General features: G+C 50.7%; 22 protein-coding genes. 9 read left to right on the top strand and 13 right to left on the bottom strand.

Features of this window, described 5'->3' with window-relative positions:
• Positions 1 to 123: 123 nt before the first annotated feature.
• Together HPS53_RS00970 and HPS53_RS00975 are read left to right on the top strand one after the other, a co-directional pair.
• Positions 124 to 1293: an ATP-binding protein gene (locus HPS53_RS00970; protein ID WP_172203911.1), complete on the top strand. Its 1170-nt coding sequence runs from the start codon at positions 124 to 126 to the stop codon at positions 1291 to 1293.
• A gap of 391 nt (positions 1294 to 1684) precedes the next feature.
• A complete protein-coding gene (locus HPS53_RS00975) occupies positions 1685 to 2176 on the top strand; it encodes a hypothetical protein (protein WP_104369686.1) in 492 nt (163 codons plus the stop codon).
• 308 nt (positions 2177 to 2484) lie between these two features.
• On the opposite strand, the gene dinB is transcribed toward HPS53_RS00975, so the two are convergent.
• From dinB to HPS53_RS00995, 4 genes are all read right to left on the bottom strand, one after another.
• The gene (dinB, locus tag HPS53_RS00980) at positions 2485 to 3609 is read right to left on the bottom strand and encodes a DNA polymerase IV (RefSeq protein WP_172204001.1); all 1125 of its coding nucleotides are present in this window, start codon (positions 3607 to 3609) and stop codon (positions 2485 to 2487) included.
• 149 nt (positions 3610 to 3758) lie between these two features.
• A complete protein-coding gene (gene rmuC, locus HPS53_RS00985; RefSeq protein WP_253942790.1) occupies positions 3759 to 5120 on the bottom strand; it encodes a DNA recombination protein RmuC in 1362 nt (453 codons plus the stop codon).
• Positions 5121 to 5180: 60 nt separating this feature from the next.
• Positions 5181 to 5786: a 4'-phosphopantetheinyl transferase superfamily protein gene (locus tag HPS53_RS00990; protein WP_172203913.1), complete on the bottom strand. Its 606-nt coding sequence runs from the start codon at positions 5784 to 5786 to the stop codon at positions 5181 to 5183.
• Positions 5787 to 5870: 84 nt separating this feature from the next.
• Positions 5871 to 7295, bottom strand: coding sequence for an ATP-dependent RecD-like DNA helicase (locus tag HPS53_RS00995; RefSeq protein WP_172203915.1), 1425 nt, complete (start codon positions 7293 to 7295; stop codon positions 5871 to 5873).
• Positions 7296 to 8165: 870 nt separating this feature from the next.
• On the opposite strand from HPS53_RS00995, the gene HPS53_RS01000 reads away from it, so the two are divergent.
• The 4 genes from HPS53_RS01000 to rsmD are packed head-to-tail and all read left to right on the top strand — an operon-like array spanning position 8166 to position 10612.
• The gene (locus tag HPS53_RS01000; RefSeq protein ID WP_172203917.1) at positions 8166 to 8648 is read left to right on the top strand and encodes a hypothetical protein; all 483 of its coding nucleotides are present in this window, start codon (positions 8166 to 8168) and stop codon (positions 8646 to 8648) included.
• A 37-nt stretch (positions 8649 to 8685) separates the two neighbouring features.
• Positions 8686 to 9180 (top strand): hypothetical protein, encoded by a 495-nt coding sequence (locus HPS53_RS01005; protein WP_172203919.1) that lies wholly within the window; start codon positions 8686 to 8688, stop codon positions 9178 to 9180.
• Positions 9181 to 9211: 31 nt separating this feature from the next.
• The gene (locus tag HPS53_RS01010; protein ID WP_104369679.1) at positions 9212 to 10033 is read left to right on the top strand and encodes a DUF3822 family protein; all 822 of its coding nucleotides are present in this window, start codon (positions 9212 to 9214) and stop codon (positions 10031 to 10033) included.
• A gap of 27 nt (positions 10034 to 10060) precedes the next feature.
• Positions 10061 to 10612, top strand: coding sequence for a 16S rRNA (guanine(966)-N(2))-methyltransferase RsmD (rsmD, locus tag HPS53_RS01015; protein ID WP_172203921.1), 552 nt, complete (start codon positions 10061 to 10063; stop codon positions 10610 to 10612).
• On the opposite strand, the gene cls is transcribed toward rsmD, so the two are convergent.
• The 5 genes from cls to HPS53_RS01040 form a co-directional block, all read right to left on the bottom strand.
• Positions 10584 to 12008 (bottom strand): cardiolipin synthase, encoded by a 1425-nt coding sequence (gene cls / locus HPS53_RS01020; RefSeq protein WP_172203923.1) that lies wholly within the window; start codon positions 12006 to 12008, stop codon positions 10584 to 10586. The two genes, rsmD and cls, sit on opposite strands and share 29 nt — an antisense overlap.
• 96 nt (positions 12009 to 12104) lie before the next feature.
• The gene (locus tag HPS53_RS01025; RefSeq protein WP_172204004.1) at positions 12105 to 12731 is read right to left on the bottom strand and encodes a radical SAM protein; all 627 of its coding nucleotides are present in this window, start codon (positions 12729 to 12731) and stop codon (positions 12105 to 12107) included.
• A 62-nt stretch (positions 12732 to 12793) separates the two neighbouring features.
• A complete protein-coding gene (locus HPS53_RS01030) occupies positions 12794 to 13126 on the bottom strand; it encodes a 6-carboxytetrahydropterin synthase (protein WP_104369708.1) in 333 nt (110 codons plus the stop codon).
• A 113-nt stretch (positions 13127 to 13239) separates the two neighbouring features.
• Entirely contained in the window at positions 13240 to 15216 is a 1977-nt protein-coding gene (gene dnaG / locus HPS53_RS01035; RefSeq protein WP_172203925.1) for a DNA primase, read from the bottom strand.
• 77 nt (positions 15217 to 15293) lie between these two features.
• Positions 15294 to 16913 (bottom strand): rhamnogalacturonan acetylesterase, encoded by a 1620-nt coding sequence (locus HPS53_RS01040; RefSeq protein ID WP_172203927.1) that lies wholly within the window; start codon positions 16911 to 16913, stop codon positions 15294 to 15296.
• A 923-nt stretch (positions 16914 to 17836) separates the two neighbouring features.
• On the opposite strand from HPS53_RS01040, the gene HPS53_RS01045 reads away from it, so the two are divergent.
• The gene (locus HPS53_RS01045) at positions 17837 to 18847 is read left to right on the top strand and encodes a hypothetical protein (protein WP_172203929.1); all 1011 of its coding nucleotides are present in this window, start codon (positions 17837 to 17839) and stop codon (positions 18845 to 18847) included.
• A 105-nt stretch (positions 18848 to 18952) separates the two neighbouring features.
• On the opposite strand, the gene nadB is transcribed toward HPS53_RS01045, so the two are convergent.
• Entirely contained in the window at positions 18953 to 20542 is a 1590-nt protein-coding gene (gene nadB, locus HPS53_RS01050; RefSeq protein ID WP_172203931.1) for an L-aspartate oxidase, read from the bottom strand.
• Between the two features lie 423 nt (positions 20543 to 20965).
• Here nadB and dacB point away from each other — a divergent pair, with 423 nt between their 5' ends.
• Both dacB and HPS53_RS01060 read left to right on the top strand, forming a co-directional pair.
• The gene (gene dacB, locus HPS53_RS01055; protein WP_172203933.1) at positions 20966 to 22231 is read left to right on the top strand and encodes a D-alanyl-D-alanine carboxypeptidase/D-alanyl-D-alanine-endopeptidase; all 1266 of its coding nucleotides are present in this window, start codon (positions 20966 to 20968) and stop codon (positions 22229 to 22231) included.
• Positions 22232 to 22309: 78 nt separating this feature from the next.
• The gene (locus HPS53_RS01060) at positions 22310 to 23482 is read left to right on the top strand and encodes a mechanosensitive ion channel family protein (protein ID WP_172203935.1); all 1173 of its coding nucleotides are present in this window, start codon (positions 22310 to 22312) and stop codon (positions 23480 to 23482) included.
• Between the two features lie 125 nt (positions 23483 to 23607).
• Here the strand turns inward: HPS53_RS01060 and HPS53_RS01065 are convergent, their stop codons facing one another.
• The 3 genes from HPS53_RS01065 to HPS53_RS01075 all read right to left on the bottom strand — a co-directional run bounded on the left by HPS53_RS01065 (position 23608) and on the right by HPS53_RS01075 (position 26895).
• Positions 23608 to 25335, bottom strand: coding sequence for an acyl-CoA dehydrogenase family protein (locus HPS53_RS01065; RefSeq protein ID WP_104369668.1), 1728 nt, complete (start codon positions 25333 to 25335; stop codon positions 23608 to 23610).
• Positions 25336 to 25403: 68 nt separating this feature from the next.
• Complete coding sequence (locus HPS53_RS01070; protein WP_104369667.1) at positions 25404 to 25790, bottom strand: four helix bundle protein; 387 nt, start codon at positions 25788 to 25790, stop codon at positions 25404 to 25406.
• 82 nt (positions 25791 to 25872) lie between these two features.
• On the bottom strand, positions 25873 to 26895 hold the full coding sequence (locus HPS53_RS01075; protein ID WP_172203937.1) for an electron transfer flavoprotein subunit alpha/FixB family protein: 1023 nt from the start codon (positions 26893 to 26895) through the stop codon (positions 25873 to 25875).
• Between the last annotated feature and the right edge of the window lie 13 nt (positions 26896 to 26908).

The raw sequence follows: 26908 nt of genomic DNA on the forward strand, positions 1-26908 counted from the left end.
CATCATTTTCACTCGATTTTTGCGAAAATTGCACTCCAAAAGTGCATTTTTTCGCTGTTTTTGCACTCTCATAGTGCATTTTTTCATTATCTTTGCAGCATCGACAATCACAGGAACAAGATAATGGAACAGTTATATAATACAATGAAAGTGTTGCTGAACTATACCTCGTTAAGTTTCAAAAGGTATAAGTTCAAAGAGATAGGAGCGCACAAAAGGATGTTTGGGATTGTGGGACCGCGAGGTGTCGGCAAGACAACGATGATATTACAATACATCAAAGAGCATCTGAATATATCCGAAACGCTATATGTTTCGGCGGACAATATGTATTTCTCGACCCATAGTCTGATCGGGCTGGCCGACAGATTTGTAAAGCAGAACGGCCGCAACCTGTTCATAGACGAGGTTCATAAATACAAGAACTGGTCGCAAGAGCTTAAACAAATATACGACACCATGCCGGAACTGACCGTCGGTTTCACCGGCTCCTCCGTATTGGACATATATAAAGGGGCGGCCGACCTCAGCAGAAGAGCTCCTATATATGAGATGCAGGGACTGTCGTTCAGAGAGTATCTGCACCTGTTCCACGACATTGAAGCAAGCACCTACACCCTCGACGACATACTGAAAGGGGAAGTAAGGATACCGGGCACCGACCATCCCCTGCCCCTTTTCAACGATTATCTACGTCGGGGATATTATCCTTTCGGCCTCGATGCAGCCTTTGAGATAGAGCTGCAGCAGGTCATCAACCAGACAATGGAGACCGACATACCCACTTATGCCGAGATGAACGTGTCTACCGGAAAGAAACTTAAACAGTTGTTGGCCATCATTGCCGAAAGCGTACCATTCAAACCGAATGCCAGCAAGTTGGCGGAGATGATAGGAATAAGCAGGAACAGCCTAAGCGACTACCTGTATTACATAGAAAGAGCGGGGATGATTGCACAGGTGAAAGACACTACCGGAGGAATAAGAGGACTGGGAAAAACGGAAAAAGTATATCTCGACAACACCAATATAGCATATAATCTGGGGCGGGACAATGTCAATATAGGTAATATAAGGGAGACGTTTTTCTACAACCAGATGCGTGTAAACAATCCTGGTATAGCCTCAAAGGTATCCGATTTCGAGATAAACGGCATCACATTCGAAATCGGCGGGCGAAAGAAAGGACAGAAACAGATAGACGGTCTCGAACATGCCTATATCGTAAAAGACGACATAGAGTATGGATATGGGAACGTAATACCTCTCTGGATGTTCGGATTAAACTACTGATTTGCATATAAATTTGAACTACATCAACATATTTCATAGCACTCTTTGCACTTCGTAATATACTTTTTATTATCTTTACAGCATATATCCGATATGTCATAGGGATGACATTATATACGGATTGATTAGTAAACAGAGCGTTAAAGATATTATCCCTCTTCGAAATGTGGAAGTTTCAAGCATACAGGGGTGATAGCAATAATGCTCACGCTTATGATTATTATTATTATATCCATGCCAATGGTATATTATATCTAATAGCGTGAGTTATTGTTTATTGTTTGTATGCGGGTCCTTCCACAACCTCGAAGAAACAATATCCAATAGTCCCCACGCTTTTAAAATATAAACAGCCGCTTCAGGGGATTTATGGCACAAATTAATAAAACAAATGAAAAACTTTTTATTATCATTGACAATTCTGCTGTCTGCAAGTTTGTCGTGCTTTGCACAAAAAGAACAAGTCACAATTAAAGCCGGTACAATCGTTCCATTAGAAGCTATCAAAGAAGTCAGAGGAGCAAAAGCGCATGAAGGAGAGCCTGTAGACTTTCAAGTTACAAGAGATATTATCGTTGATGGTAGAATTGCCATACCCGCCGGTTCATTAGCTAAAGGTGTTGTATATGAAGCGAAGCGGTCGACATGTTTTGGAACAAGAGGCCGTCTTGGAATAAAAATACGCAATTTAATTACTCCCAATGGGGATATTGTAAACTTCACATCATCTGACATTTACATAAAAGGAAATAATAGAACTCCTGTATCGGTTGTTGTTTTCTGTTTAACTTGTCTTCCTTTCCCCTGTGGTGGCAAGGCAGTAATGAAAGTCGGATATGAGGTTGATGCGACAGTAGCATCTAATACAACAATAACCATTTGATAATTAATGCAAAATAATACAGGCAGCATCACCCCGCCTGTATTATTTATTATATCAAAACAAACACTAAATAAGCATTTTCACAACGTCAGTTTGGCATAACAAAATATCAGCCAGCAAGTAGGGACTTATTCTTGTATTTGTCCGCAGCCCGCAAGGGCTAAGTCATTACTATCGCCTTTACTTTATTATTATATGTCCAAAACATATTCTATATTGCGTCTTAGCCCTTACGGGCTGCGGACAAATACAAGAATAAGTCCCTACACTGCCTGTGAATAGATATCAATAAAACTATATTCTTATACTCATTCCCACTCGTCAAACTCCAGATAGCCCTCAAACCACTCGTCGCGGTGCATGCCTGCGTCTATCGACGGGTTTGAAACGGACAGGCCGATAAGGCGTATCCGGCGTTCGGCAGGGTGACCGGCCTCCTTCAACAATCGCTTGGCAAGAGGCAGAATATCGTCTTTTGTCTGTAAAATTTTGTGTTGCGTGATGCTGCGCGTTATCTGATTGAAGTCGGAATACTTTACCTTCAGCGTCAGAGTGCGACCCTCAAAACGGCCTTTCTCAATGCGACGCACCAGCTCGAGCACCACATGATACAACTCGATAAGCGCCGCCGACAATGTTTTTATGTCTTCGGCGAAAGTCTGTTCGCATCCAAGCGACTTGCGGACATATTCCGTTTCGACCGGCCTCATGTCGATGCCACGGGCAAAATCGTAATACACACGCCCCATCTTGCCGAACACTTCACACAGATGCCGAAGCGAACAGCGGCGCAAATCGGCGCCGGTGAATATTCCCATGTAGTGCATACGGTCGGCCGTGCGAGGCCCCACACCCCAGAAATCTTCTATTTTAAGCCTCGATATAAATTCCGAAGCACGGTCAGGATGAATGACAGTAAGCCCGTCAGGCTTACGGATCTCCGACGCTATCTTTGCCAAAAACTTGTTGTAAGACACTCCCGCCGATGCCGTCAGACACAGTTCGGCACGTATACGTTTCCGTATCTCCCTCGCGATGTCGACAGCGAGTGGCATACCGCGCTTGTTTTCGGTCACGTCGAGAAAGGCCTCGTCAATCGAAAGAGGCTCGATTATATCGGTATATTCGGCAAATATACCGTGTACTTGTCTCGAAACGGCTTTGTATAACGCATGATCTCCACGCACTACGACAAGCCCCGGGCACAGGCGCCTGGCCTTTGCCATAGGCATTGCCGAGCGAACACCGAACCGCCGAGCCTCATAGCTGGCCGTCGACACCACCCCGCGAGGCCCGTCATGGCCCACTGCCACGGGAACACCGCGCAACTCCGGATGATCACGCTGTTCGACGGAGGCGAAAAAAGCGTCCATGTCAACATGTATTATCTTTCGTTCGCCATATATATTAATGTCTTCAACTGGTTTGTCCATCACCTGGCAGTTATCCTTTCGTTTTTCGCTACACCAATCTCACCGCATACTAAACTTCAAAACACGCCGTCGATACCGTTTGTTTCCATCGTATAATAATAAAACCAAATCCATGCCACGTATCGAAACATATCACCTATACATCCGCATCACTCTATCCCGGGCACATCATCGGGCTTCGGTATGCGACGGTTCGGATTCTCCTTTGCGCCGAGATCCACAAGTTCCCTGCCTTTCTTGACCACACTCTGCGCTCCCGTCACCAGTTTGTTGTTTGCGAAATCGTATGCTTTCCTGCTCTTTTCCAGTGCGTCGCCGAGGTCGTTGTAACGCTTTATGAAGTCACCGAGACGGTCTATGAGCTGTTCGGCAGTACCGAACACCTTCTCCTGGTTTTCCGCCTGCTGGTTCTGCACCCACGCTATATGTATCATGTGCAGGATGCCGAGCAGGTTTTGCTCGCCCGTGATGAACACCTTACGCTCGAAAGCCTCGCGCCACAGCGTCGGGTCGTTGGCAAGAGCAAGCTGCAACGACGACTCGAACGGCACGAACATTATAACGAAATCCACTGCCTCGCGGGGCGCACGGATATACTTGCTGTAATCTTTTCTCGCCAGTTCGCCCACATGTCGGCGCACGCTCTTTATGTGGTCCTGCAAGTGCCGGTCACGTTCCTCTGCCGTCTCCGCGTTCACATAACGCTGATACGCCACGAGCGACACCTTTGAGTCTATGATGGCGTCCTGCCCTTGCGGATAATGCAGGATCACATCGGGCTGCATCTCACGGTCGGTTTCGTCATTTTTCAGCGCACGCCCCGTCTCGTCACGCAGTCGTGCCTGCACCTCATAGTGTATGCCCTCGGTCAGTCCCTGACTTGCGAGCAGGTCTCCGAGAATTATCTCGCCCATGTTTCCCGCCGCCTTGTTGTCGCGCCGGAGCACGTTTGCCAGCGATTCGGCCTTCTCTCCTATCTCCCTGTTGCTCTCTATCATGCGGCATATCTGCTCGCGGAACGACGCCGAGTGCTCGGCTGAGTCCTTGATGTTGTCCGTTATGGCCTTGCGCATCTCACTGATGGCGTCTTTCAGCGGCTGGGTGATATGGCCGATATTCTCCGTATTGCGCTCTTTCAGCTTGTCGGCGTTCTGCTCCATTATCCGTGTAGCCATGTTGGCTATCTGCTCTTTTGCCGTGCGCAGTTGTTCGGCAAACTGCTCGCTGCGCACCCTGGCCTCCTCGTCGGCATGCTTGCGCAACAACTCTATCTCACGTGCCTGCGATTGCGACCGTGCGCCGAGAGTCTTGTTTTCGGCTTCAAGGGCGGTCGCACGCTCGGCGAGCCTTGCCAGTTGCTCGTTTCTTATACCCAACTCGGTGGCCGTGCGTTCCATTTCTATCGAACGCGCGGTAATAGCCTTGTCTTTCTCTGACATGCCGCGACGCATTAATGCGTATGTGACGCAAATGCCTGTCACGGCCGAAATGATTGCAATAAGTATTGCCATGATTATGCTCTGTCTGTATATTGTTTTTATATTATTTGCCGGTTTCCCTTCCGCCCTGCCCTATAAGAGCGATATTCTGTTTACAGCCAGCGGACGGGAGCCGGACGAAAGGTCGGCACATACCGTGCATACATATCCTCCGGCATCACTCTCCACCGTATCGAAGCGCGCCTCTTCCAACGGTATGGAACGCAGGTCGCGGCGGATGCCCTCGCCTGTCATTTTAAGGTAGCTCTCTTTTTTTGTCCAGTAACGTATGAAGGCAATATCCTGCCGTTGGGCCGCCATCACATCCAAGTATTCACGCTCGCCGAGAACCCTGCGCGCAAGATTTTCATTGAACGCACGGATGGTCTCGATATCAACCCCCACCCTGTTACCGTCAACCGCGCAGGCCACCGCAGACCGGCAATGGCTAAGGTTGAAATGTATATCTTCACGGCCTACGATAAACGGCTTGCCGCCCTCATGTAAGCCGAGTTCCACCGGCTCGTCGATGCCGTACTCCTGATATAAAGCCCTGCTCAGAAGCATATATGCCGCCATACACGCACGGCGATCGGTCTCGTGCCTGAATGCCATGGCCTTCAGGCGCCGTTGCGGCGGCAAGGCATCGATAGCCCGCAACAGGTCGAACGAGTGAATATCCTCTGTGATATAAAGCATTGTTTACGCCTCTGTTTTTTATTTATATGATTAATGTATTAAAGAAAAAAACTTGTCCATGTGCCTGCATACATTTGCCGCATGTCATACATACTCTGTCTGAGCCTTCGGCCAATTGACGAGAAAGAGTTTTTCCGTAGCCCGGGTGAACGCCGTATAAAGCCAGTGGATATAGTCGGGAGTGAGCATCTCGTCTGTCATATATCCCTGATCCACATATATATGCGCCCACTGCCCGCCCTGCGCCTTATGGCACGTCACGGCGTATGCATATTTTATCTGCATGGCATTATAGTATTTATCTGTCTTCAAACTCTTCAACCGGTCGGCCTTTCGTGGTATATCGGCGTAATCGGCCATCACGGCATCGAACAACCGCCCGCTCTGCTCGAGCGTAAGCGCCGGAGCCTCTGAGTGCAACGAGTCGAGAACCACCGTGCATACAAGCTCCATTCCGTCGTAATCGGGAAATTCAAGAGTCACGTCGGCAAATCGGAAACCATGCTGCTCATGCACATTGCGCACCTTTCCGACCCGCGCCCGATCGCCGTTGGCTATGAACTCTATGTCACCGTGCTCCCTGCGTTCGGTCTCCCCGAGATATTTGTTCTTCACAATCATCACCATGTCGCCTGCCGCCAGTTCCTCTTCACGGCCGAGCACCATCGATCTTATACCTTTATTGTACACGTTCGCCCGCTTGTTGCTCCTCGTGACTACCATTGTCTCGTCTGTTCCCACCTCGCCATAGCTTGTGGCAAGAGTCTCTATCAGTTCTTCGCCGGACACAGAAACAATATCGGCAAATCCGGCAAATCTCACCCGAGGCATGGACACATTGCCGCTATCGGTCATCATCCGACGTATTACGGTGGCGTTATACAATATGCCCGACTCGGCACTCTGCCGGAGAACCTCGCTCAAATCGGCCTCATACACCTTAAGACCATACGTTGAAAGTGCAGAGGCCGAAAGTGCCGGACTCTCCGTCTCACCGACGGGCGGCAACTGGGCACGGTCGCCGATAAACATAAGCCGGCAGTTACGCCCGCCATATACATACTCCATAAGGTCGTCGAGAAGCCGCCCGGTACCGAAACCACCGCCACCATCGGCTATCATCGATGCCTCGTCTACGATGAACAGCGTGTCGGAATACAGGTTGTCGCTAAGCTGGAAGCCCGACATGTCGGACGACAACGCCTTCTGTCGGTATATCCGCCTGTGTATAGTACCGGCCCGAACACCGGAATAGAGCGAAAGAACCTTCGCCGCCCTACCGGTCGGGGCGAGCAGCCTTATCTTCCATCCGAGCGCCGTCAGGGCTTTCACCACGGCCGACGCAAGGGTGGTCTTTCCCGTACCGGCCGCTCCACGCATTGCCATGACCACCCGCTCGCCGGCATCCGTCATGAAACGGACAAACGTGTCTATGGCAGCGGCCTGTTCGGCCGTAGGCTCCACGCCGAGCGCCAGGCGCACCCTGTATGTAAGTTCTTCGCCTATCATAAACGCAAAGGTAAGAAGAAAAGGCGGAACGGACAAATTTTTCACCAACAAGGAAACAGGTGTACATGAAGAACGACAATGCCGACGAACGGCAGCAATACAGCGGGCGAAGGCATGAAAGGCACAAGCCTGGAACGGAATAAGACCATCAATATTGTAAATATTATTCATACCACCAGTATTACGTCTCCGACTGCATATTTATGCAAAATCAAGCATTATACGAGTATAAAGACTTTAAGAAATGATATATTTTTCATTGTCATGTGCCCGAATTACCGATATTCCGCAACGGGATACCCGTTGCACTGCATCCGGATACCCGTAACCTTCCGTTTAGACACCCGTTGCGTTGTGTTTAGCCGCTAAACGCAACGCAACGGGATACCCGCCGAAAGCCTGCGGGAAGGCTTATTTGCATAAATATACATATCGAAGCATAAAAAAATGCGGAATTTCACGCCATTGTGAAGTTCCGCAAACACACATGCCGGCATAGACAGCCAAACAATAATTAATATATATTCGATACATCAAAATGCCCGAGACATGGAAATATCATATTTCATGGTATTTCTTTTGTGCATAAACATACGCGAAAGAGCATCCGCCTGTAATAAAAACATCATACAATTCATATCGTCAAATTATTTAGTATGCCACAAAGATAGCACAAAACCGGACATGAAACAACAATTTTCACGATACACTTCGCGATATAACAGGCGAAACGGATATAGCCGAAAAGGATAATAAAACTGTTAATCATGGTTATCTAACAGTAAAAAAAGTATTTATAAACAGCACTTATCAATTTTTATTAATAATTTTGAAACAGCAAGCAACCGATGACAATACGGTAAAAACATCATGACAACCCTTTCACATAGACACGCCATACTGACGGCCGTAACACTATGCTGCACATACGGCATGGCGCAGACCAGCCATGTGGTGACCGACATGGAGACAGGCACACCGATAAGGGATGTCACAATCATATTCAACAATATCGACTCTTGCCGGACGAAAACCGAATATACAGGTATTTTCACTTGTCCCGACTCGGCCCGCACACTCACATTCAAACACTCCAAATACGAAGGCAGGATAATGGACAGGCACGAGCTGAAAGACACTATAGAACTGCTGCCCAACATGAACAGGCTCAACGAGGTGGTGATAAAAGGCAAGAGACCAAAGATTTCACAGTTCGTGATGGGTCCGATAAAAGACGCCGCACTCTCGGCGCCGAGGCAAACGGCAACGGCAACGTTTGATGTTGTAGACCTTTTCACATGGAAAAAGCGCAAGAAAACAAAGAAGAGAATCAAGGCTATTGAGAATTATTGATTATCTTTGCAGTCTGTAACAACGACATTGACAGCGGATGAAGATAAAAGGCAACGCCATAAACATCGTCCTGGCAGGGGCTGTGGCTCTGCTGGCATATCTTTGCGTGGCCAGCATACAGGCTCCGATGAGGTTTGACAGCAAGCGCACGGAGCGCGAGAAAGACGTGAAACGGCGGCTGGTAAAAATCAGACGCTCCGAAGAGTCTTTCCGAAAGGTCAACGGCCACTACTGCCCGTCGCTCGAAACGCTCGTAAGAGGCGGCTGGATGGCCGACTCGCTGAGATACATTCCGCACAGCGCCAACAAGGAGTTCAGGCTCGCCACCGGCACCACGATGTCCCGGGCGGGCGAAATTGTGCCGTTGATGGAATGCGGAGCCGAGTATGCCGACTATCTCGAAGGCCTCGACAAAAACTCCATCAACGCCATAACAGACGAGGCCAACAGCGCCGGACTGTTCCCCGGACTGCGCATAGGCAGCCTTACAGAGAACAACGGCAATGCCGGAAACTGGGAAAAAGGAAAATGAACAATTCACAATTACATCGCAATACCCAATCATGAATACCACCGGGACAGCCCCTACGACCAACAATAAGAGACTGACGATAAGGGTCGGAAGCCACACACTCTCGTTCTCAACCGTGAGAAGCACGGCCGAGGGAAACTCCGTCGTATACGAACCCTATACCGTGAAAAGCGGGATATCAATGGCCGCAAACCTCAGGGAAGCGCTGAAAACGGCCGACATGCCTGCCGAAGGATTTCAAAGAGTGACGGCGGTAATCGTATCTCCGGTAATGCTGATACCCACCGACCTGTTCAGTGAAGGCGAGAAAGACATGCTGTACAGACACGCGTACACGACAAACGGAAGCGACACCGTGATGCACAATGTGCTGCCGGACCTTAACGCAGTGGCCCTGTTCTCGGTAAACAAAGATCTCAAACTCGTGATTGAGGATAACTTCAAGCATCCCACGTTCATGTGCGCCATGGCTCCCGTGTGGCGTTATCTTCACCAACGCAGTTTCACGGGCAACAGAAACAAACTGTACGGCTACTTCCACGACGGGAAGCTGGAGCTTTTCAGCTTCACACAGCACCGCTTCAAATACTGTAACACGTTCGACACAACAAACGCGCACGACTCTCTATACTTCCTGCTCTACGTATGGAAACAACTGATGCTCGACCAGGAGCGGGACGAGATACACCTCGTGGGAAACATTCCGGACAGCGATTGGATAACCGAAGAGCTGAAAAAATTCATCAGACGTACATATATCATCAACCCGTCGGGCGATTTCAACCGTGCGCAGGTGACACAGATAAAGAACATTCCATACGACCTGATGACGCTATACGTAAAAGGAAGATAAGCGAAGCAGAAAAGGACATACGGCAAAATGAGAATAATAACAGGAATATACAAAGGCAGACGATTTGATGTGCCGCGTTCGTTCAAGGCAAGACCGACGACGGATTTCGCGAAAGAGAATATCTTTAACGTATTGAACGCATACACCGACTTCGACGGAAGCACGGCTCTTGACCTGTTCGCAGGCACCGGAAGCATCTCGCTCGAACTCGTATCCCGTGGGTGCAAACGGGTGGTGAGCGTGGAACAGGACAGGGATCATCACGCCTTTATATTGCAATGCCTCAAAAAACTCGGTACAGACACCTGCCTGCCTGTCCGCGGAGATGTGTTCAGGTTTGTCAAATCGTGCAAGCAACAGTTTGACTTCATATTCGCAGACCCGCCCTACTCACTAAAAAATCTGGGTGAAATACCTGATATCATATTCGAGAAAGGACTGCTGGCAGACGGCGGCATGTTCGTACTCGAACACGGAAAGGAATATGATTTCAGCACAAACACGCATTTCGTGGAGCACCGTGCCTACGGAAGCGTAAACTTCTCGCTATTCACAAAAGCGGTGAAAGAAGCCGGGTAAGACTCTCCCAAAGACGCGGAAAAAAGCCGGGATTCATGCGACCGGGCTTTTCCGACAACGGAACAGAACGGCCGAGATCTTCAAGGAAGATACGCCTGAAACGGCGGGCGACGGTCTCGTCATAGAAAAAAGCATTTGACTCGAAATTGTTTTCAAAACTGCGCGAGTCGACATTTGTTGATCCGCACGTGGCAAGAGAGTCGTCGCAGACAAGGATTTTGCTGTGCAGAAATCCGCTCTCATACAGATAGACTTTCACACCTGAGGCCGTCATGTCACGCAGATATGACCTGCCGGCCCACTCCACGAAACGTGCGTCGCTGCGCTCGGGCACTATAATACGCACGTCTATGCCGCCAAGCGCGGCTGTCTTCAAGGCGAAAAGTACCGGCTCGGTAGGTATGAAATAGGGCGTCTCGATGTATATATATCTACGGGCGGCAAGTATCACGCGCATATATCCCTGCATAATCTCGGGAAACGGGGTCACGGGACCGCCCGTCACAATCTGTATCAGACAGTCGTCATAGTCTGACGATACCACAGGGGGATAGTACTTTCGGTCTGAAAGACGCGTGCGATCCACGAAATACCAGTCTACAAGAAATTCTCTTTGCAGCGAATAGACCGCACTGCCGGTTATCTTTGTCATCGTGTCGCGCCACGGCCTGCCTTCAACACCTTTCACATAGCGCTGCGCTATGTTCATTCCGCCGATAAATCCGACCTTGCCGTCTACAACGATTATCTTGCGGTGGTTGCGGTAATTGACCTTGCTGGTGAACGATGGAAACCGCACAGGCAGGAAAGGACAAACCTCGATACCCTCTTCACGCATACGCTCAAAGAAATGGCGGCTCACGTTCCAGCAGCCCACATCATCGTAAATGACACGCACTTCGACTCCCTGTCTAGCCTTGTCGATAAGCGAGTCGGACACAAGACGGCCGAGAGCGTCATCGGCAAAAATGTAAATATCGATATGTATGTGTGACGTAGCATTACGAATGGCGGCCAGCAATGCCGGAAAGAATCCGTAACCGTCGGTATATATGTCTACGGTATTATCCTTGAAAGGCAGTGCCATGCTTTGATTTACAAACAAATCGATGGTCTGTTTGTGGTTTTCCGGCAACCGCAGGTCTTGTTGTCCGACAAAACCAAGCATCGACCGCCTTGTGATCTCGTTCATGCTACGCTCGCTCACAAGCCTATCTCTGCGCGTATTGACACCGAAGAACACATAAAGCACAATGCCTGCCACCGGCACAAAGTATATAACGAGCGCCCACGCCATTGTCTTTGCCGGCAGACGATTGTCCATCAGCACATGTATAATGGCGAGAATGACGACTATGTCATTGAGAATTACGAGCGTAAGGTATAGTTCGTGCATCGCAGTATGTTATTTGTTTGTTTCAGTGATGTTGCTTGTTTATAGCGGCAGCGCGACTTACCCGTTGTTGCCATAGGCCCGGTGCTGCCCGGTCACTCATCTGAAACCTACCAGCTTATGGGTTTGAAGCGACATCCGCCATTTCGGATGTTCTTTGACATACTCCATACAAGCGGCTGTTATCGTGCCGTTCGACTCACTGTCACCCGTATCGCAGGGCTGCAGATAATAATAATCGGCTTCTATTCCATAATCGGATACATCCCGGCACGACAGCGACAACGATAAGCCACTGGTGGTACTGTCAAACGCCTTGCCGCCAAACACGCACTTCAGCTCATTGCAACGTGTTATGGCAGGCCGACCCGCACTGCCGAGAAAAGCCTCTTTCGGGGATACGGTAAGCCAGTCTATCGTTGAGGGAACGGGGCGGGTACCGTTTGTTTCCATGGCTACCTCAAAGCCGGCATCATGCAACAACGCCACAAAAGCATCGTCGACCTGCAAAGACGGCTCGCCGCCGGTGAGCACTACAAAGCGGGACGGGTAGCGGCTGACAGCCGAAAGTATCTCATCATCACTCATCTCATACGCCGCGGAGTGTTCCGTATCGCAGAAAGGACACTTCAAGTTGCACCCCGAGAAGCGCACGAAGACAGCCGGACGACCTGTATTGTGCCCCTCGCCTTGCAGTGAATAGAATATCTCGTTAACCTTTTTAATCCCTCTCATACGCTATTTCTTTCTTTTTTCTTAAACCTTATCCTGCCGATTTCGGCATACCGTCAGTCTTCCTCGTAAGTCGCAATGTTGCCCTCACTCTCCTGAACCGAGACCTTATAGCATTGCGGTATCTGCTCGGTACACCACTTTGCTATGTTCTCCGCAGTGGGATTGAAAGGCAACAGTTCATTCAAATCACCATGATCGAGATACCCTTTAATCTTGTTTTTCACCTCAGTGAAGTCACATACCATGCCGTTTGCATTCAGTTCCCTCGACTTGCAGAATACCGTTATAACCCAATTATGTCCATGCCTGTGCGTACATTTGCTCTCATAGTCAAGCGTAAGACTGTGACAAGCCGATATTTCTATTGTCTTTTGAATATAATACATACTGTTTTTTGATTTTATGATTAACCATGCCTTGCGGTCATTATCCTTATTTTCCAACTTCAATCATCTCCCTGGCAATACCGTTTACTATTAACACGCGCCACTGTAAGGTATCAATTCACCATTATGTCGCTACCGAGCTGTCGGGCAAGGGCATCCCGCAACATCTGCGTGTCCTTGTGTTCCTGCATCAATCGCATTATACGGTCCATGTCATTGCCCGCCTGCCGCAATTGCTGTTGAATGTCGGCAAGGCGCCGTTTGACTATGTCCATCCGGAAATCGAGTATCAGATGAACCACACGCTGCCGCAATGTCTCGGGCTTATGCTTCATTTCGAGACTGCGGCTGAGCTGGTACCGGTTTATGACGAGCTGTCCGGCAAGCCTGCTTATCTCCACATCCGGATGATGCATGAAATATGTCTCGGCGCGGAAGCCCTCGTCATTGTTGTGCTCAACGGCCTCAGCCAATATGCGGTTGTAAAGCTCGTTGCTGAACACAAGACCGTCCTGTGCCATGTCGTAGTCAATATATTGTGCCACAGAGAGGCTCACGGCCTGTCCGTCTTCCGTTTCGAGCCCGTCGAATATTATCTCCTCACCATGCCTGATGACGCTCTGTATGAGCATACGCTCCACCTCACTTGCCTGTTCGGCCACGGTGTGCAGCCCGATCCGGGGCTGCGGCGAGGACACGGCCCCAGCATGTTGACCGTCTGCCACATCGCCCTGCTGTTGCCTTCTCTGCTCGCGCTCAGCCTCCTTGGCCTTGTTTTCCACGTCACCGCGGATAAAACTGTTCATAGTGTTGATAAGCGTCCGCTCGCTCATGCCGAGCCTATGCGAGCACTCGTGGATATAAGTATCGCGTGTTATCTGGTTCGGAATGACTGAGACGCTGCGCACTATGCTGCCTATCGCCTCCGAACGCTTCACCGGATCAGTCACACCTTTAAGCAGAAGGTCTGTCTTGAACTGTATGAAATCGGTCTGATGACCGTCTATATATGCCACAAACTCATCCGCGCTATGCTTCCTTGAGAAACTGTCGGGGTCGTCTCCGTCGGGCAGAAGCAGTACCTTGATGTTCATACCCTCGGCAAGCAGCATGTCTGTTCCCCTCATGGCGGCATGAATGCCTGCATCATCACCGTCGTACAACAGCACTACGTTTGCAGTAAAGCGGTGCAACATGCGTATCTGATACACACTGAGAGCCGTTCCAGAGTTGGCCACCACATTCTCTATACCGCACTGGTGCATTGCTATCACATCGGTATATCCTTCCACCATATACACACAATCCTCTTTCACTATCGCGCGTTTGGCCTGATATAGTCCGTAAAGCTCGTGATCCTTATGGTATATCTCCGACTCGGGCGAATTGACATACTTTTGCTGCACGCCCTTGGTTCGCGAATCGAGAAGCCGTCCTCCGAAAGCGTTTACCTTTCCGCTGATATTGAACCATGGGAAAATCACCCTTCCCGAATATCGGTCTACCAGTTCTCCGCTCTCCTTTTTATAGCACAGTCCGGTCTTTACGAGAAACTCCTCCTTGTATCCTTTGGCTATGGCCGCTTTCGACATGGCATCGCGCCGCATAGGAGCATAGCCGAGCTGGAACTTCCTCATGATGTCGTCTCGTATTCCACGACTGCGGAAATACTGCTTTCCGATGGCCTGTCCGTCTTCGTTGTTGTGCATTATGTCCATGAAATAGTCTTTCGCCCATTCATTGACTATGAACATACTCTCACGTTCGTTGGCCTCGCGCCGTTCATCGTCGGTCAGTTCCCGCTCTTTTATCTCTATGCTGTATTTCTTAGCAAGCCACCTCAATGCCTCCGGATAAGACAGTTGCTCATGCTCCATGATAAAGTGAACGGGTGTTCCTCCCTTGCCACATGAGAAACACTTGCACAGCCCCTTGGCTGGCGATACATAGAACGATGGCGTTTTGTCGTCATGAAACGGGCACAGACCAACATAGTTTACCCCACGCTTGCGCAAGGTGACAAAGTCTGAGACGACGTCTACAATCTCAGCGGCGTCAAGTATTCGTTCTACGGTAGGGCGGTCGATCATTTTTTTTATTCTTTCAAGGAGTTAGAGGAGTTAAGGGAATTATCGCGGACTGCGTCTGCTGGAGTTAAAGACAAATCTCACTTCAAATATCCCGCCAGCTTGCTCCTGTTGGCCTTCAAGCCTTTCGCCATACTCTTAGCATTGGTCCTGGCACCGAGAAGTGAGGTGTGAGTGTGGTCCCGATTGTAGTATTTCATCGCCTTTTCTTTGCTTCCGCACTTCTTGTCGAGATAGTCGGCGGTAATGTTGTGCATATCCACAAATTCGACGCCGGTCGCATCGACAACCTCACGATACCACTTTCCATAGCTGTCGTTGCGACGCTCAATCCTGCCTTTCGGCCACTCGTTTCGAGGGGTTAGGGATACAAGTATCGGAGTGGCGCCCTTCTCGCGCACATCCTGTATGAACTTTTTAAGATACCAGCCGAACGTATACACAAGTTCATAGTTTCCGCCTTTCTCCATCTTGTATACACGGGTTGAGTCAGACGTACCTGGTATCGTGCCGCGCGCACGGTCTTTGTTGATTGGTCCTATGTCATTATGTCCGAACTGTATTAGCACAAAATCACCCGGTTGCAGACTGTTGTACACACGATCCCATCGTCCCTCGTTGAGATATGTACGGGTAGAGCGGCCAGCATGGGCGCAATTAACACATGTGATCTTCCTATCATCGAAGATTGTATAGGCTTGCGATCCCCAGCCCCACATGCCGTTCTCGTCCTTGTCTTCGTTTTTCACTGTAGAATCTCCGGTGATGAACACCACCGGCTTGCCTTTCTCACGCCTCACGGCCACAGTATCCGGAGCCACGTTTATCATCATCGCTTGCAGCGGTGCCAGTGCCGGGTCGGTGCTCGCGGCTATTCCCTCGGCGGCCGAACGGGCGTTCATCTCCGCCCCGAAGCGGCTCGTGTGTATGTTGTCCTTATAGAAGTGGTAGCTCTCTTTCCACTTGCCGTAGCGGTCGAGCTTTGCGCCCGATATTTCGTTGAGGTCTACGTAGGGCACGCCCTGCTCGCGGCTGATTTCTTCGAGCCATGCCCCGTGGGGCTTGCGCACTATCTTCCCGTCCTCGCCGTACGCGTTGCGGGGCGTTAGCGACATCAGTATAGGATGCGCCCCGGCGGCACGGCAGTCGGCTATATACTTGCGCATGTATCCGCCGTATGTGTAGACGGTCTCTTTCTCGCCCGTCTCCTTTATCGTCACTTCGAGCGAGTCGTGTCCCGTGCCCTTTATCACGGCGCGCGCACGGCCCTCGTCGAACGGTCCGTTGTCGTTGTGCCCGATAGATATTATCACCCAGTCGCCGGGTTTGAGGGCCTCGCGCACCGCCGGCCACAGCTTGTTGTAGTACGTGCGTGTGCTCATTCCGCCGAGAGCCTGGTTCTCGACGCTTATCTTGCCGGCATCGAAAAACCTGTGGGCGAAATATCCCCAGCCCCACTGTCCGTTGTTGCCGTTGCCCAGCGTGCCGTTGCGCATCGTCGAGTTGCCGATGAGAAATAGCACCGGATTGCCGCCCTTCCGGGTCGTGCCCGGAGCGGGACGGGCCATGAGAGCCTTGTTGATGCTGTCGGGGGTGTTGTCTATCACTTTGTTTACGTCTTCAACCGGTTTCAGTTTCTGAGCCGCCGCAGGCACGGCCAACGCTCCGAATACGATAATGGCGGATAGCAGTCTTTTCATTTTTCAGTAGTTATTATTGTTGTTGTAAATAGCTATGCAAAGATAATAAATAAGTGACGAAAAACGATAACGCTTCACCTCTTTATTTGACAATGGCGCAAAAAGCGGCATGCCGGCACCAAACGGAATGCGCTTCAACGCCCATGTTCTGTAAATAAAATATCAACCATCCTTTGTCCGGACTGCGATAAAAAGTCATGCGGAAACCGATTGCTGGACGATGGTTTTTACTTTGTTTTTTGATAAAAACACGAACGACAAGCGACGCCCGTGCCGTGTTTGCGCGTCCGGAGCGGCATTGCATCACGTTCGGCAACCCGTTGCGCCGCATTCGGCATCCGAATGCGGCGCATTAAGATACCCGTTGTACCGTGACGAGCTGCCGGATGCAGCGCAACAAGCACCCCGTTTCAGGCCGTTTACGTACAAACAAAAAAGCGGCGGGGTGTCCGATGAATACACATCGGGCACCCCGCCGCAGCGGTTTACCGGCAAACCGGATGCCTGTCGGGCTACCACGGCCCACCACATATCATATAGCGGCAATACCGCACGCTGCCGCCCCACCGGCATTTATCAAATATTGCAGTCGTTCATAGCCGCAGGACAGCATGTAAAGGCACTTTGGCACGACTGTTGCAATAGGTTCTTTTGTAAATATTTATCATAATTTTATCGTTTTATATCGCTTTCGGGACAAACAAAAATACCGCCAAAACCGATGAAACGCAAATATCATCGCGATACACTTCACGATATTTTGAACGATACAATGCGGCGTAACGATTTTTTTATTACCTTTGCATCATGTTCAAGTCACCCCCGGGGCAACGGGTCCGCCTTGCGGCAAGACTCGGAACACGCATAAAAACAATAAACAAAAACAAAGGACCTGCCAACTTTACAAAAACAAAAAATCATTTATGAAAAAGTTTTTATCAACGAAAATGATGATTGCCGGCATGATGATGCTGTGCGCAATGATGTCGTTCACGGCCTGTTCAAGCGACGATAACGAAGGAGACAACGGCGGATATGGCCCGGGAAACGGTCCCGACCCGGTAGAAACAGGCTGGTCGGGAGATACGGAAAACGGCACATCCTACTTCTGCCCGCAACAGTCTGCGGGCCAGGAAACAGGCGTTACGGTGGCCTGCCGGTTCGAGGCGGCCGGCGGAGTATGCACAAAGGCCGACGCAAGATTTGAATGCGGAAGCCGCGAGATTGCCGACGCACTGTACGACTACATGATAAATGGCGATGATGACGATGCCGACTACGCTCCCGCAAACAAGCAGACACGCAAGATGATCAAAACAATGCGGAGCACGAGAGCCGACCGGCCGATGGGCATTGAAAGTGCTTTGAGCAAAAAGGGCAACACTATCGTTGCCCAAATGTATGTCATCGGCAAGAAAATGTCGGACATGAAAAAGCTGATGGATTTCTATTTCACCACAGACCGCATCGGATTTACATACGACCCGAACCTCAGCAACAGCGAACCCGGATATTACAACGTGGCCAAACTGCCTGCCAAACCGGTGTTCGGCAACATGAACGAAAGCACCCTCAACTATCAATGCGACATCACGGGCGCGTCGGTCTACTATTTCGGCGGTATCACAAAGGCCGAAATTAACGTGACGCGCGATGCCGGCAACCGCGTGAGCAAACTCATCCAGACGCTCACTTTCCGTACGGAACGCCTTGCCTGGGAATTCGTGTACGGCGAAGACGGCGACAACGACGGAGACGGTTTCACGCTGAACGGCAACAAAGTAACATCCGTACTCGACTTCCACGGCGGTTATGACAACGACGGCGCATCGGCGCAATTCATGGAAAACTGTGCCAGACAGTATATAGTGATGTTCGACGCAATGTACAACATGCCGGTCGGTGTATCGCTGATGCTCTCTTTCGCACAATAAAACACACCTATATTTATATACAACGAAAATCCGTGCCACGTATGACTCTCGGTCGTGTGGCACGGATTTTCGTTTTCTTAGTCGCCGGTTACTGCCGCAGGCCGGTCAGTTCTTGTCGTAGGCATGCAGCGGGTAGTCGGTGGTGTAGTGCAGTCCGCGGCACTCCTTGCGCTCTATCGCCCAGCGGGTGATGAGATACGCCACGTTTATCATGTTGCGAAGCTCGCATATATCCCTGCTCGCCTTCACCCGCTTGAACAGGTTTTCGGTCTCCTCGTAGAGCATGTCGAGACGGTCCCACGCCCGGTGCAGGCGCAGGTCGCTGCGCACTATGCCCACGTAGTTGCTCATAATCTGCGTCACTTCCTTTACGCTCTGAGTGATGAGCACCTTCTCTTCGTTGGTGAGCGTGCCCTCGTCGTTCCACTCCGGCACCTTGTCGTTGAAGTCGTACTCGTCCACATGGGCCAGCGAGTGGCGTGCTGCGGCATCCGCATATACGACAGCCTCTATCAGCGAGTTGCTCGCCAGGCGGTTTCCGCCGTGCAGTCCGGTGCAGGCGCACTCGCCGATGGCATACAGCCGCTCGATGGACGACTGCCCGTTGAGGTCTACCTTGATGCCTCCGCACATGTAGTGGGCGGCCGGGCGCACGGGGATATAGTCTTGCGTGATGTCGATGCCCATCGTCTTGCACTTATGGTAGATGTTGGGAAAGTGGCGGCGGGTCTCCTCGGGATTCTTGTGCGTCACATCGAGGCACACATGGTCGAGCCCGTGGATTTTCATTTCCTTGTCAATGGCTCTCGCCACAATGTCACGCGGTGCGAGGGACAGCCGCTCGTCGTATTTCTCCATGAACGACTCACCGTTCGGCAGACGCAGTATTCCGCCATATCCGCGCATGGCCTCAGTTATGAGGAATGCGGGATGCGTCTCGCCCGGGTGATAAAGTGCCGTGGGGTGAAACTGCACGAACTCCATGTCGGCCACCGTTCCCTTAGCCCTGTATACCATAGCCTCGCCGTCGCCTGTGGAAATTACAGGGTTTGTGGTGGCCTGATACACGGCTCCGCAACCGCCCGTGCACATCAGGGTGACCTTGCTCAGGTATGTGTCCACCTTCTCGGTGTCGGGATTGAGCACGTATGCTCCGTAACAGTGGATATAGGGCGTGCGGCGCGTGACGCGCGCTCCGAGGTGGTGCTGGGTGATAATCTCCACCGCAAAGTGGTTTTCCTTTATGTCTATATCGGGACAGGCACGCACGGCGGCCATCAGTCCGCGCTGTATCTCTGCGCCTGTATCGTCGGCATGGTGCAGTATACGGAACTCCGAGTGTCCGCCCTCCCGGTGCAGGTCGAACTCTCCGTCATCACGACGGTCGAAGTTCACGCCCCACTCAACGAGTTCTTTTATCTGCTCAGGAGCGTTGCGCACAACCTGCTCTACAGCCTTCCGGTCGCTGATATAGTCGCCGGCTATCATCGTATCTTCTATATGTTTCTCGAAATTGTCTGTCGCAAGGTTTGTAACCGAAGCCACTCCGCCCTGAGCAAACGAGGTGTTTGCCTCGTCGAGCGATGTCTTACAGATGACACAGACCCTGCCTTTATGCGCTCTCGCTACTTTCAGGGCGTAACTCATACCGGCCACCCCCGAGCCGATCACAAGAAAATCGTATTTAAAAACCATAAAAACGTTGTTTTAATTACGATGCAAAAGTAACTATTTTTATTTACAATGAACAAGCAAGCAGACGAAAATTTGATTTTACAGACACTTAATCATGGTACCATGCACAATACGGACACCGGGCAAAATACATTATCGGCATGCAACGGCCGCATTACCTGCCGATAGCTCCGACGGCACAACACGGCAAAGATATTACCGCAATACGAAAGCCGAAGCACTCATGGCGGACCACTTAAAAACACCTTCATTTCTTTCTCACTGTCTCTGTCATCATCCGGATTATACACAATATGCGACCGAAGAACACCATATATGCCGGCACACTCAGGTCATCGTTATGCAAAAACAGGCAAAACAAACCGTAAACACTTGGAATTCTCGGCGAAATAAAGTAATTTTGTGCGTCTATTTGTAAGTTCAATGAACAGGTTTTATATTTTTATCATCATCTCCTTTCTGTCTATACATGCCTGGTCGCAGACTGAAACGGAACCAGACGAAAGGGAAAGAGACAACGAAACGGAAGCCGCGGCATACGGCACGGAAACAGACTCTATCGCCACGGCTGTTCCGGAACTGCCGTGGCCTACGGGTGCACAGACAGAGATAGACAGGTTGCTCGAAGGCAGCATGTTCGAGACCTCACAAGTGGGGCTGATGGTCTACGACCTCACGGCCGACAGCATAATCTACCGCCACAACGAGAAACAGATGTTGCGTCCGGCATCCACCATGAAGGTGGTAACGGCAGTGGCTGCTCTCGACAGGCTCGGCGGATCTTATCAGTTTCGCACTTCACTCTACTATACAGGCAAGATAAACAACAACACGCTTACCGGTGACATATACTGCGTGGGAGGTTTCGACCCGCTGTTCAACAGCGACGACATGAAAGCCTTTGTCGAGAGCATCAGGCAAATGAGCGTAGACACCATCAGGGGCCGCATAGTGGCAGATAAAAGCATGAAAGACAGCGACAGGTTGGGTGAAGGATGGTGCTGGGACGACAAGAACCCCACCCTGTCACCGCTCCTGATATCGAGAAAAGACATATTCACCGAACGCTTTATCGAGGAACTTAGAGAAGCCGGAGTGACGGTTGAGGCTTTCAACACCGAGGGTAAGTTGCCCGATGGGGCTTTCGCCGTCTGCACACGCTTCCACACCATCGACCAGATACTGATGCGTATGATGAAAGACAGCGATAATCTTTTTGCCGAATCTATGTTCTACCAGATTGCGGCAGCCTGCGGAAGCAGGCCCGCAAAGGCAACTCATGCACGCACGGCGATACGCAATGTGATAAGAAAAAGCGGCCTGACGCCATCCGTATACAAGATTGCCGACGGCAGCGGACTCTCACTCTACAACTATGTATCGGCCGAGCTTGAAGTGGCTCTGCTGCGATATGCCTACAAGAACGCCGAGATATTCAACCACCTATACCACTCCATGCCCGTAGCCGGAGAAGACGGCACACTGAGAAACCGCATGAGAGGCAGCGCTGCCGACGGCAACGTACACGCAAAGACGGGAACACTGACAGGTATCCGTTCGCTAGCGGGATACTGCACAGCAGCCAACGGACACATGCTTTGTTTCGCGATAATAAACCAGGGAGTGATGCACGGCAACAACGGAAAGACATTTCAAGACAAGGTGTGTATCTCGTTGTGCCGACCTTGACATTCATAAACAACACATCCGATCCGGCAAGACACCAAAGAGTAAATCAAAACATAAAACAATAAAAAATCAAATGCAATGATAAAAATCGAATATTACGTTGACAAAATCATCCAGATGTGCGGCCTTACGGGCATGTCGGTCACCGTGGCACGCTTCATCCTGCTCGTACTGGTCGCCGTGGTACTGGCATCCGTAGCCGGAATACTGTTCAGGAAAATTGTCACTCCCATCGTACGGAATATCACCGCACGGACCAAAGTCACATGGGACGACATTCTCCTTGGCGATGACATACTGAAAGCGGCAAGCCGCATCGTGCCTGCAGTAGTGGTATGGATCCTGCTCCCGATGATTTTCACTCGCTTCGATACCGTGCATGAAATACTCGAACGAGCCACGGCGGTATATATCACGGTCATGTCAGTAAACCTGGCGATAGTGTTCATCAACTCATTGAAACTGTTGGGCAACAACATCAACTCGTCGACCCAACAGTATTTCCACTCGTTTTGCGGCGTACTGAAAATCGTAATGATATTCATTGCCGTAATCGCCGTGGTGGCGATAATAATAGACAAAAGCCCGACAAAGCTGTTTGCCGGACTCGGTGCCACATCGGCAATCATGATGCTGGTATTCAAAGACACAATATCAGGACTCGTGGCGGGCATCCGCCTTACGAGCAACAATATGATGCGTAAAGGCGACTGGATAACGGTGCCCAAGGCGGGAGCGGACGGTACGGTGGAAGACATCACGCTGACAACGGTGAAGGTGCGCAATTTCGACAACACGATAGTTACCGTGACACCGCAAACCCTCGTCGACGACTCGTTCAAAAACTGGATTGGCATGCAGAACAGCGACGGCCGCAGGGTTGCCCGCAAGATATATTACGACTTCAACCACATACACCCGGCCGGTCGTGAACTGTGCGACAGGCTTGTGGAGAAAGGCTATTTCAACGCCGGAGAGATTACGCCCGACACCGTGAACCTGACCCTTTTCCGCCGATATGCCGAACGATACCTTGCCGGACATCCTGAGGTCAACAGCTCGATGACCATAATGGTGCACCAGCTTGAGCCGGCATCGTTGGGACTTCCCGTGGAGTTCTATTTCTTCCTGAGCGACAAGGAGTGGCTGAACTACGAGCATAACCGTGACGACATTTTCGAATACATATATGCCATAACGCCTGATTTCGGCCTGAAAATATATCAGCAGTACATCGGCAGAGAGGAGTGACAATACCCGAATGCAACGCAAGGAAATGCCGAATACGATATAACCGTCAAGAAAATGGGACAAAAAAGAGGCAGACGCTCGCTGACGAGCGTCTGCCTCTTTTTTGTCGTATCTCGAACAGCGGCTTATTCCTCTGCCGCTTTCTGCTGTGCGATGTAGTACTCGATGTCTTCCGGACGGAAGTTCTTAATGAAACCGAAGTGTCCCTCGACCTCGGCCTCGGCATGACGCACGTACACGTTGGCACTCTTTGTGAAGAGTTCGGGAGCGCGTGTGGCGTCATCGAGTATGAGAAGAGACATTATTATGTCGGCCGTCATCTCATACAGACGGCGTGCAAGGAAGTCGAGCACACACTGGTTGTCGGCCGCCTTGACGGTCTCGATGGCCCCCTCGAGCTTCGCAACCATCGGAACGACACGCTCTTTGAGAGCCTGCAACTCGGGAGCCACGGCATTTTCGAGCATTTCCTTAATGATAGCAAGGCACGTACCGTTGGTTATATAGCGGATAGCTGCCACCACCTGGAGCTGCGTCGTACCCTCATATATAGAGAATATGCGGGCATCGCGGAACAGACGCTGGCACTTGTACTCCATGATGAAGCCCGAACCGCCATGCACCGAGATTGCGTCGTATGCGTTCTGGTTGGCATATTCGGAGTTCATACCCTTTGCAAGCGGCGTAAAGGCATCTGCCAGACGCGTGTATTTCTTCAGCTCCGCACGCTCCTCGGGAGTGAGCTTACGGTCGCGGGCAATATCTTCGAGAGCCTTGTAGATATCTACATAGCGTGCTGTCTGATAGAGAAGCGAGCGTCCCGCGTCGAGTTTGGCCTTCATGCGGCTGAGCATATCGTATACCGCCGGGAAGTCGATGATCTTCTGTCCGAACTGGGCACGGTCCTTGGCGTATGCCAGAGCCTCGTTGTACGCTTCCTGCTCCACACCCACACTCTGTGCGGCGATGCCCAGACGGGCGCCGTTCATAAGAGCCATGACATACTTTATAAGTCCCATACGGGTACTTCCGCAAAGTTCCGCCTTGGCGTTCTTGTACGTAAGCTCACATGTCGGCGAGCCGTGTATGCCGAGTTTGTGCTCTATGTGGCGCACGTCCACACCGCCCTGACGCTTGTCGTAGATAAACATCGACAGTCCGCGGCCGTCGTGTGTGCCCTCTTCGGAACGTGCCAGCACAAGGTGTATGTCGCTGTCACCGTTTGTTATAAAGCGCTTCACTCCGTTGAGAAGCCAGCAACCGTCTTTCTCCGAGTATGTGGCTTTGAGCATCACACGCTGCAAATCCGAACCGGCATCAGGCTCGGTGAGGTCCATGCTCATGGTCTCGCCCGCACATATACGGGGTATGTATTTTTCTCGCTGCTCTTCGCTGCCGAACTCATAGAGCGTGTCTATGCATGACTGGAGGCTCCATATATTCTGGAAACCGGCGTCAGCGGCGGCTATCACCTCGCTGAGCATCGAGAATGTGGTGTTCGGCAGGTTCAGTCCGCCATACCTGCGGGGCATGCTTATGCCCCATAGCCCGGCCTTGCGGGTGGCATCCATGTTCTCAACTGTCTTCGAGGCGTAAATCATACGGCCGTTTTCCAGATGAGGACCTTCAAGGTCCACACTCTCCGAATTAGGCTCGAGGATGTTCGCCGCCACATCACCGGTTATATCGAGAATGCGCTTGTAGTTCTCTATCGCATCCTCATAGTCGACCGGCGCGTCTTCAAATTTATCTTTATCCGCATAGCCGCGCTCTTTCAATTCAACTATACGCTTCATCAAAGGATGATGAAGATGGAACTCAAGTTCCGGATGATCGCTATAATAATTTGCCATTTTATTCTTTATTTTTTACGGAAGTTAAAGAAGTTACGGGAAGTTAAGGAAGTTAAAGGACAATACCTTTACTTACTCTTTTCATCCCTCATGGCGTTGTCATTGACTATCGCCCTGCAATATGAGTTAAGGAATTTACTTGTTTCCTCTATGCTGCTGTGCAGCAATTCGAACTCTCCCGGACGCAAAAGTCCAAGGTCTCTTGAAAGAAGATTATATGATCTGCACTCTTCAAGACTGCCCTGTGAGATATTGAAGAACCTCAATTTATCAACTTTTCCCAATCGCTTATAGCCTTCAGCGATATTCGCTTCTATCGAAACGGCCGCTCTGCGAAACTGTGATATCAGTCCGTACTTCTCGTCTTCCGGGAAATGACGGGTCACTCTGTATACCGACAACACAAACGCATGTGCTTTCTGCCAGGCTATAATATTCTCAAAGCTATATGTCATGAGGTATTGTCCTTTAACTTCCTTGACTTCCCCTAACTTCTTTAACTTCCTAAGTTTCTTATTCTCAACTCCTGTTCTACAATCACTTGTTATTCGCCTTGTAATACTTTATCAGCTTCGGCACCACCTCTTCCACCGTACCGGTGATCACATAGTCGGCGATCTTGTTGATTGGTGCCTCCGGATCGCTGTTCACAGAGATGATGATGCCAGAGTCCTGCATGCCGGCGATATGCTGTATCTGTCCGCTGATACCGCAGGCGATGTACACTTTCGGGTGAACGGTGACACCGGTCTGCCCTATCTGGCGGTCATGATCCGCCCAACCGGCATCCACCGCGGCGCGGCTCGCGCCTACCTCACCATGCAGTTCCTTGGCAAGCTTGAAGAGAAGGTCGAACCCTTCCTTGCTGCCAACGCCATAACCGCCGGCCACCACGATGGGAGCACCTTTGAGATTGTGCTTCGCCGCCTCCACGTGGCGGTCGAGAACTTTCACGACGAAAGCTTCCGGCGATACATACTTGCCGACCTCGGGATATACAACCTCCTTGCGGCAGTCGCCCTCATATACGGCTTTCTGCATCACGCCGCTGCGCACCGTTGCCATCTGCGGACGGTGCTCGGGATTCACGATGGTAGCGACGATATTTCCACCGAACGCCGGACGTATCTGATAGAGCAGGTTCTCGAATGTCCTGCCGCTCTTCTTGTCTTCATACGAGCCTATTTCAAGCTCAGTGCAGTCGGCCGTCAGTCCGCTGGTAAGCGACGACGACACGCGTGGCCCGAGATCACGGCCTATCACCGTGGCGCCCATGAGGCATATTTGCGGGTTCTCCTCCTTGAAAAGGTTTACGAGAATATCCGTATGCGGGGCGGATGTGTACGGGAACAGCCCCTCGGCGTCGAAGACAAAGAGTTTGTCCACGCCATACGGCAGTATCTGTTCCTCAACAGCTCCCTTGATTCCTGTTCCGGCAACGACGGCATGCAGCTCCACACCCAGTTCGTCAGCCAGCTTGCGGCCTTTGGTGAGCAGCTCCTGAGAGACTTCCTGCACCTCCATGCCTTCTATTTCTATATAAACAAAAACATTATTCATAATTTAGTCTGTC

It is taken from the genome of Prevotella sp. PTAC, assembly GCF_013166535.1.
Lineage (GTDB): Bacteria > Bacteroidota > Bacteroidia > Bacteroidales > Bacteroidaceae > Prevotella.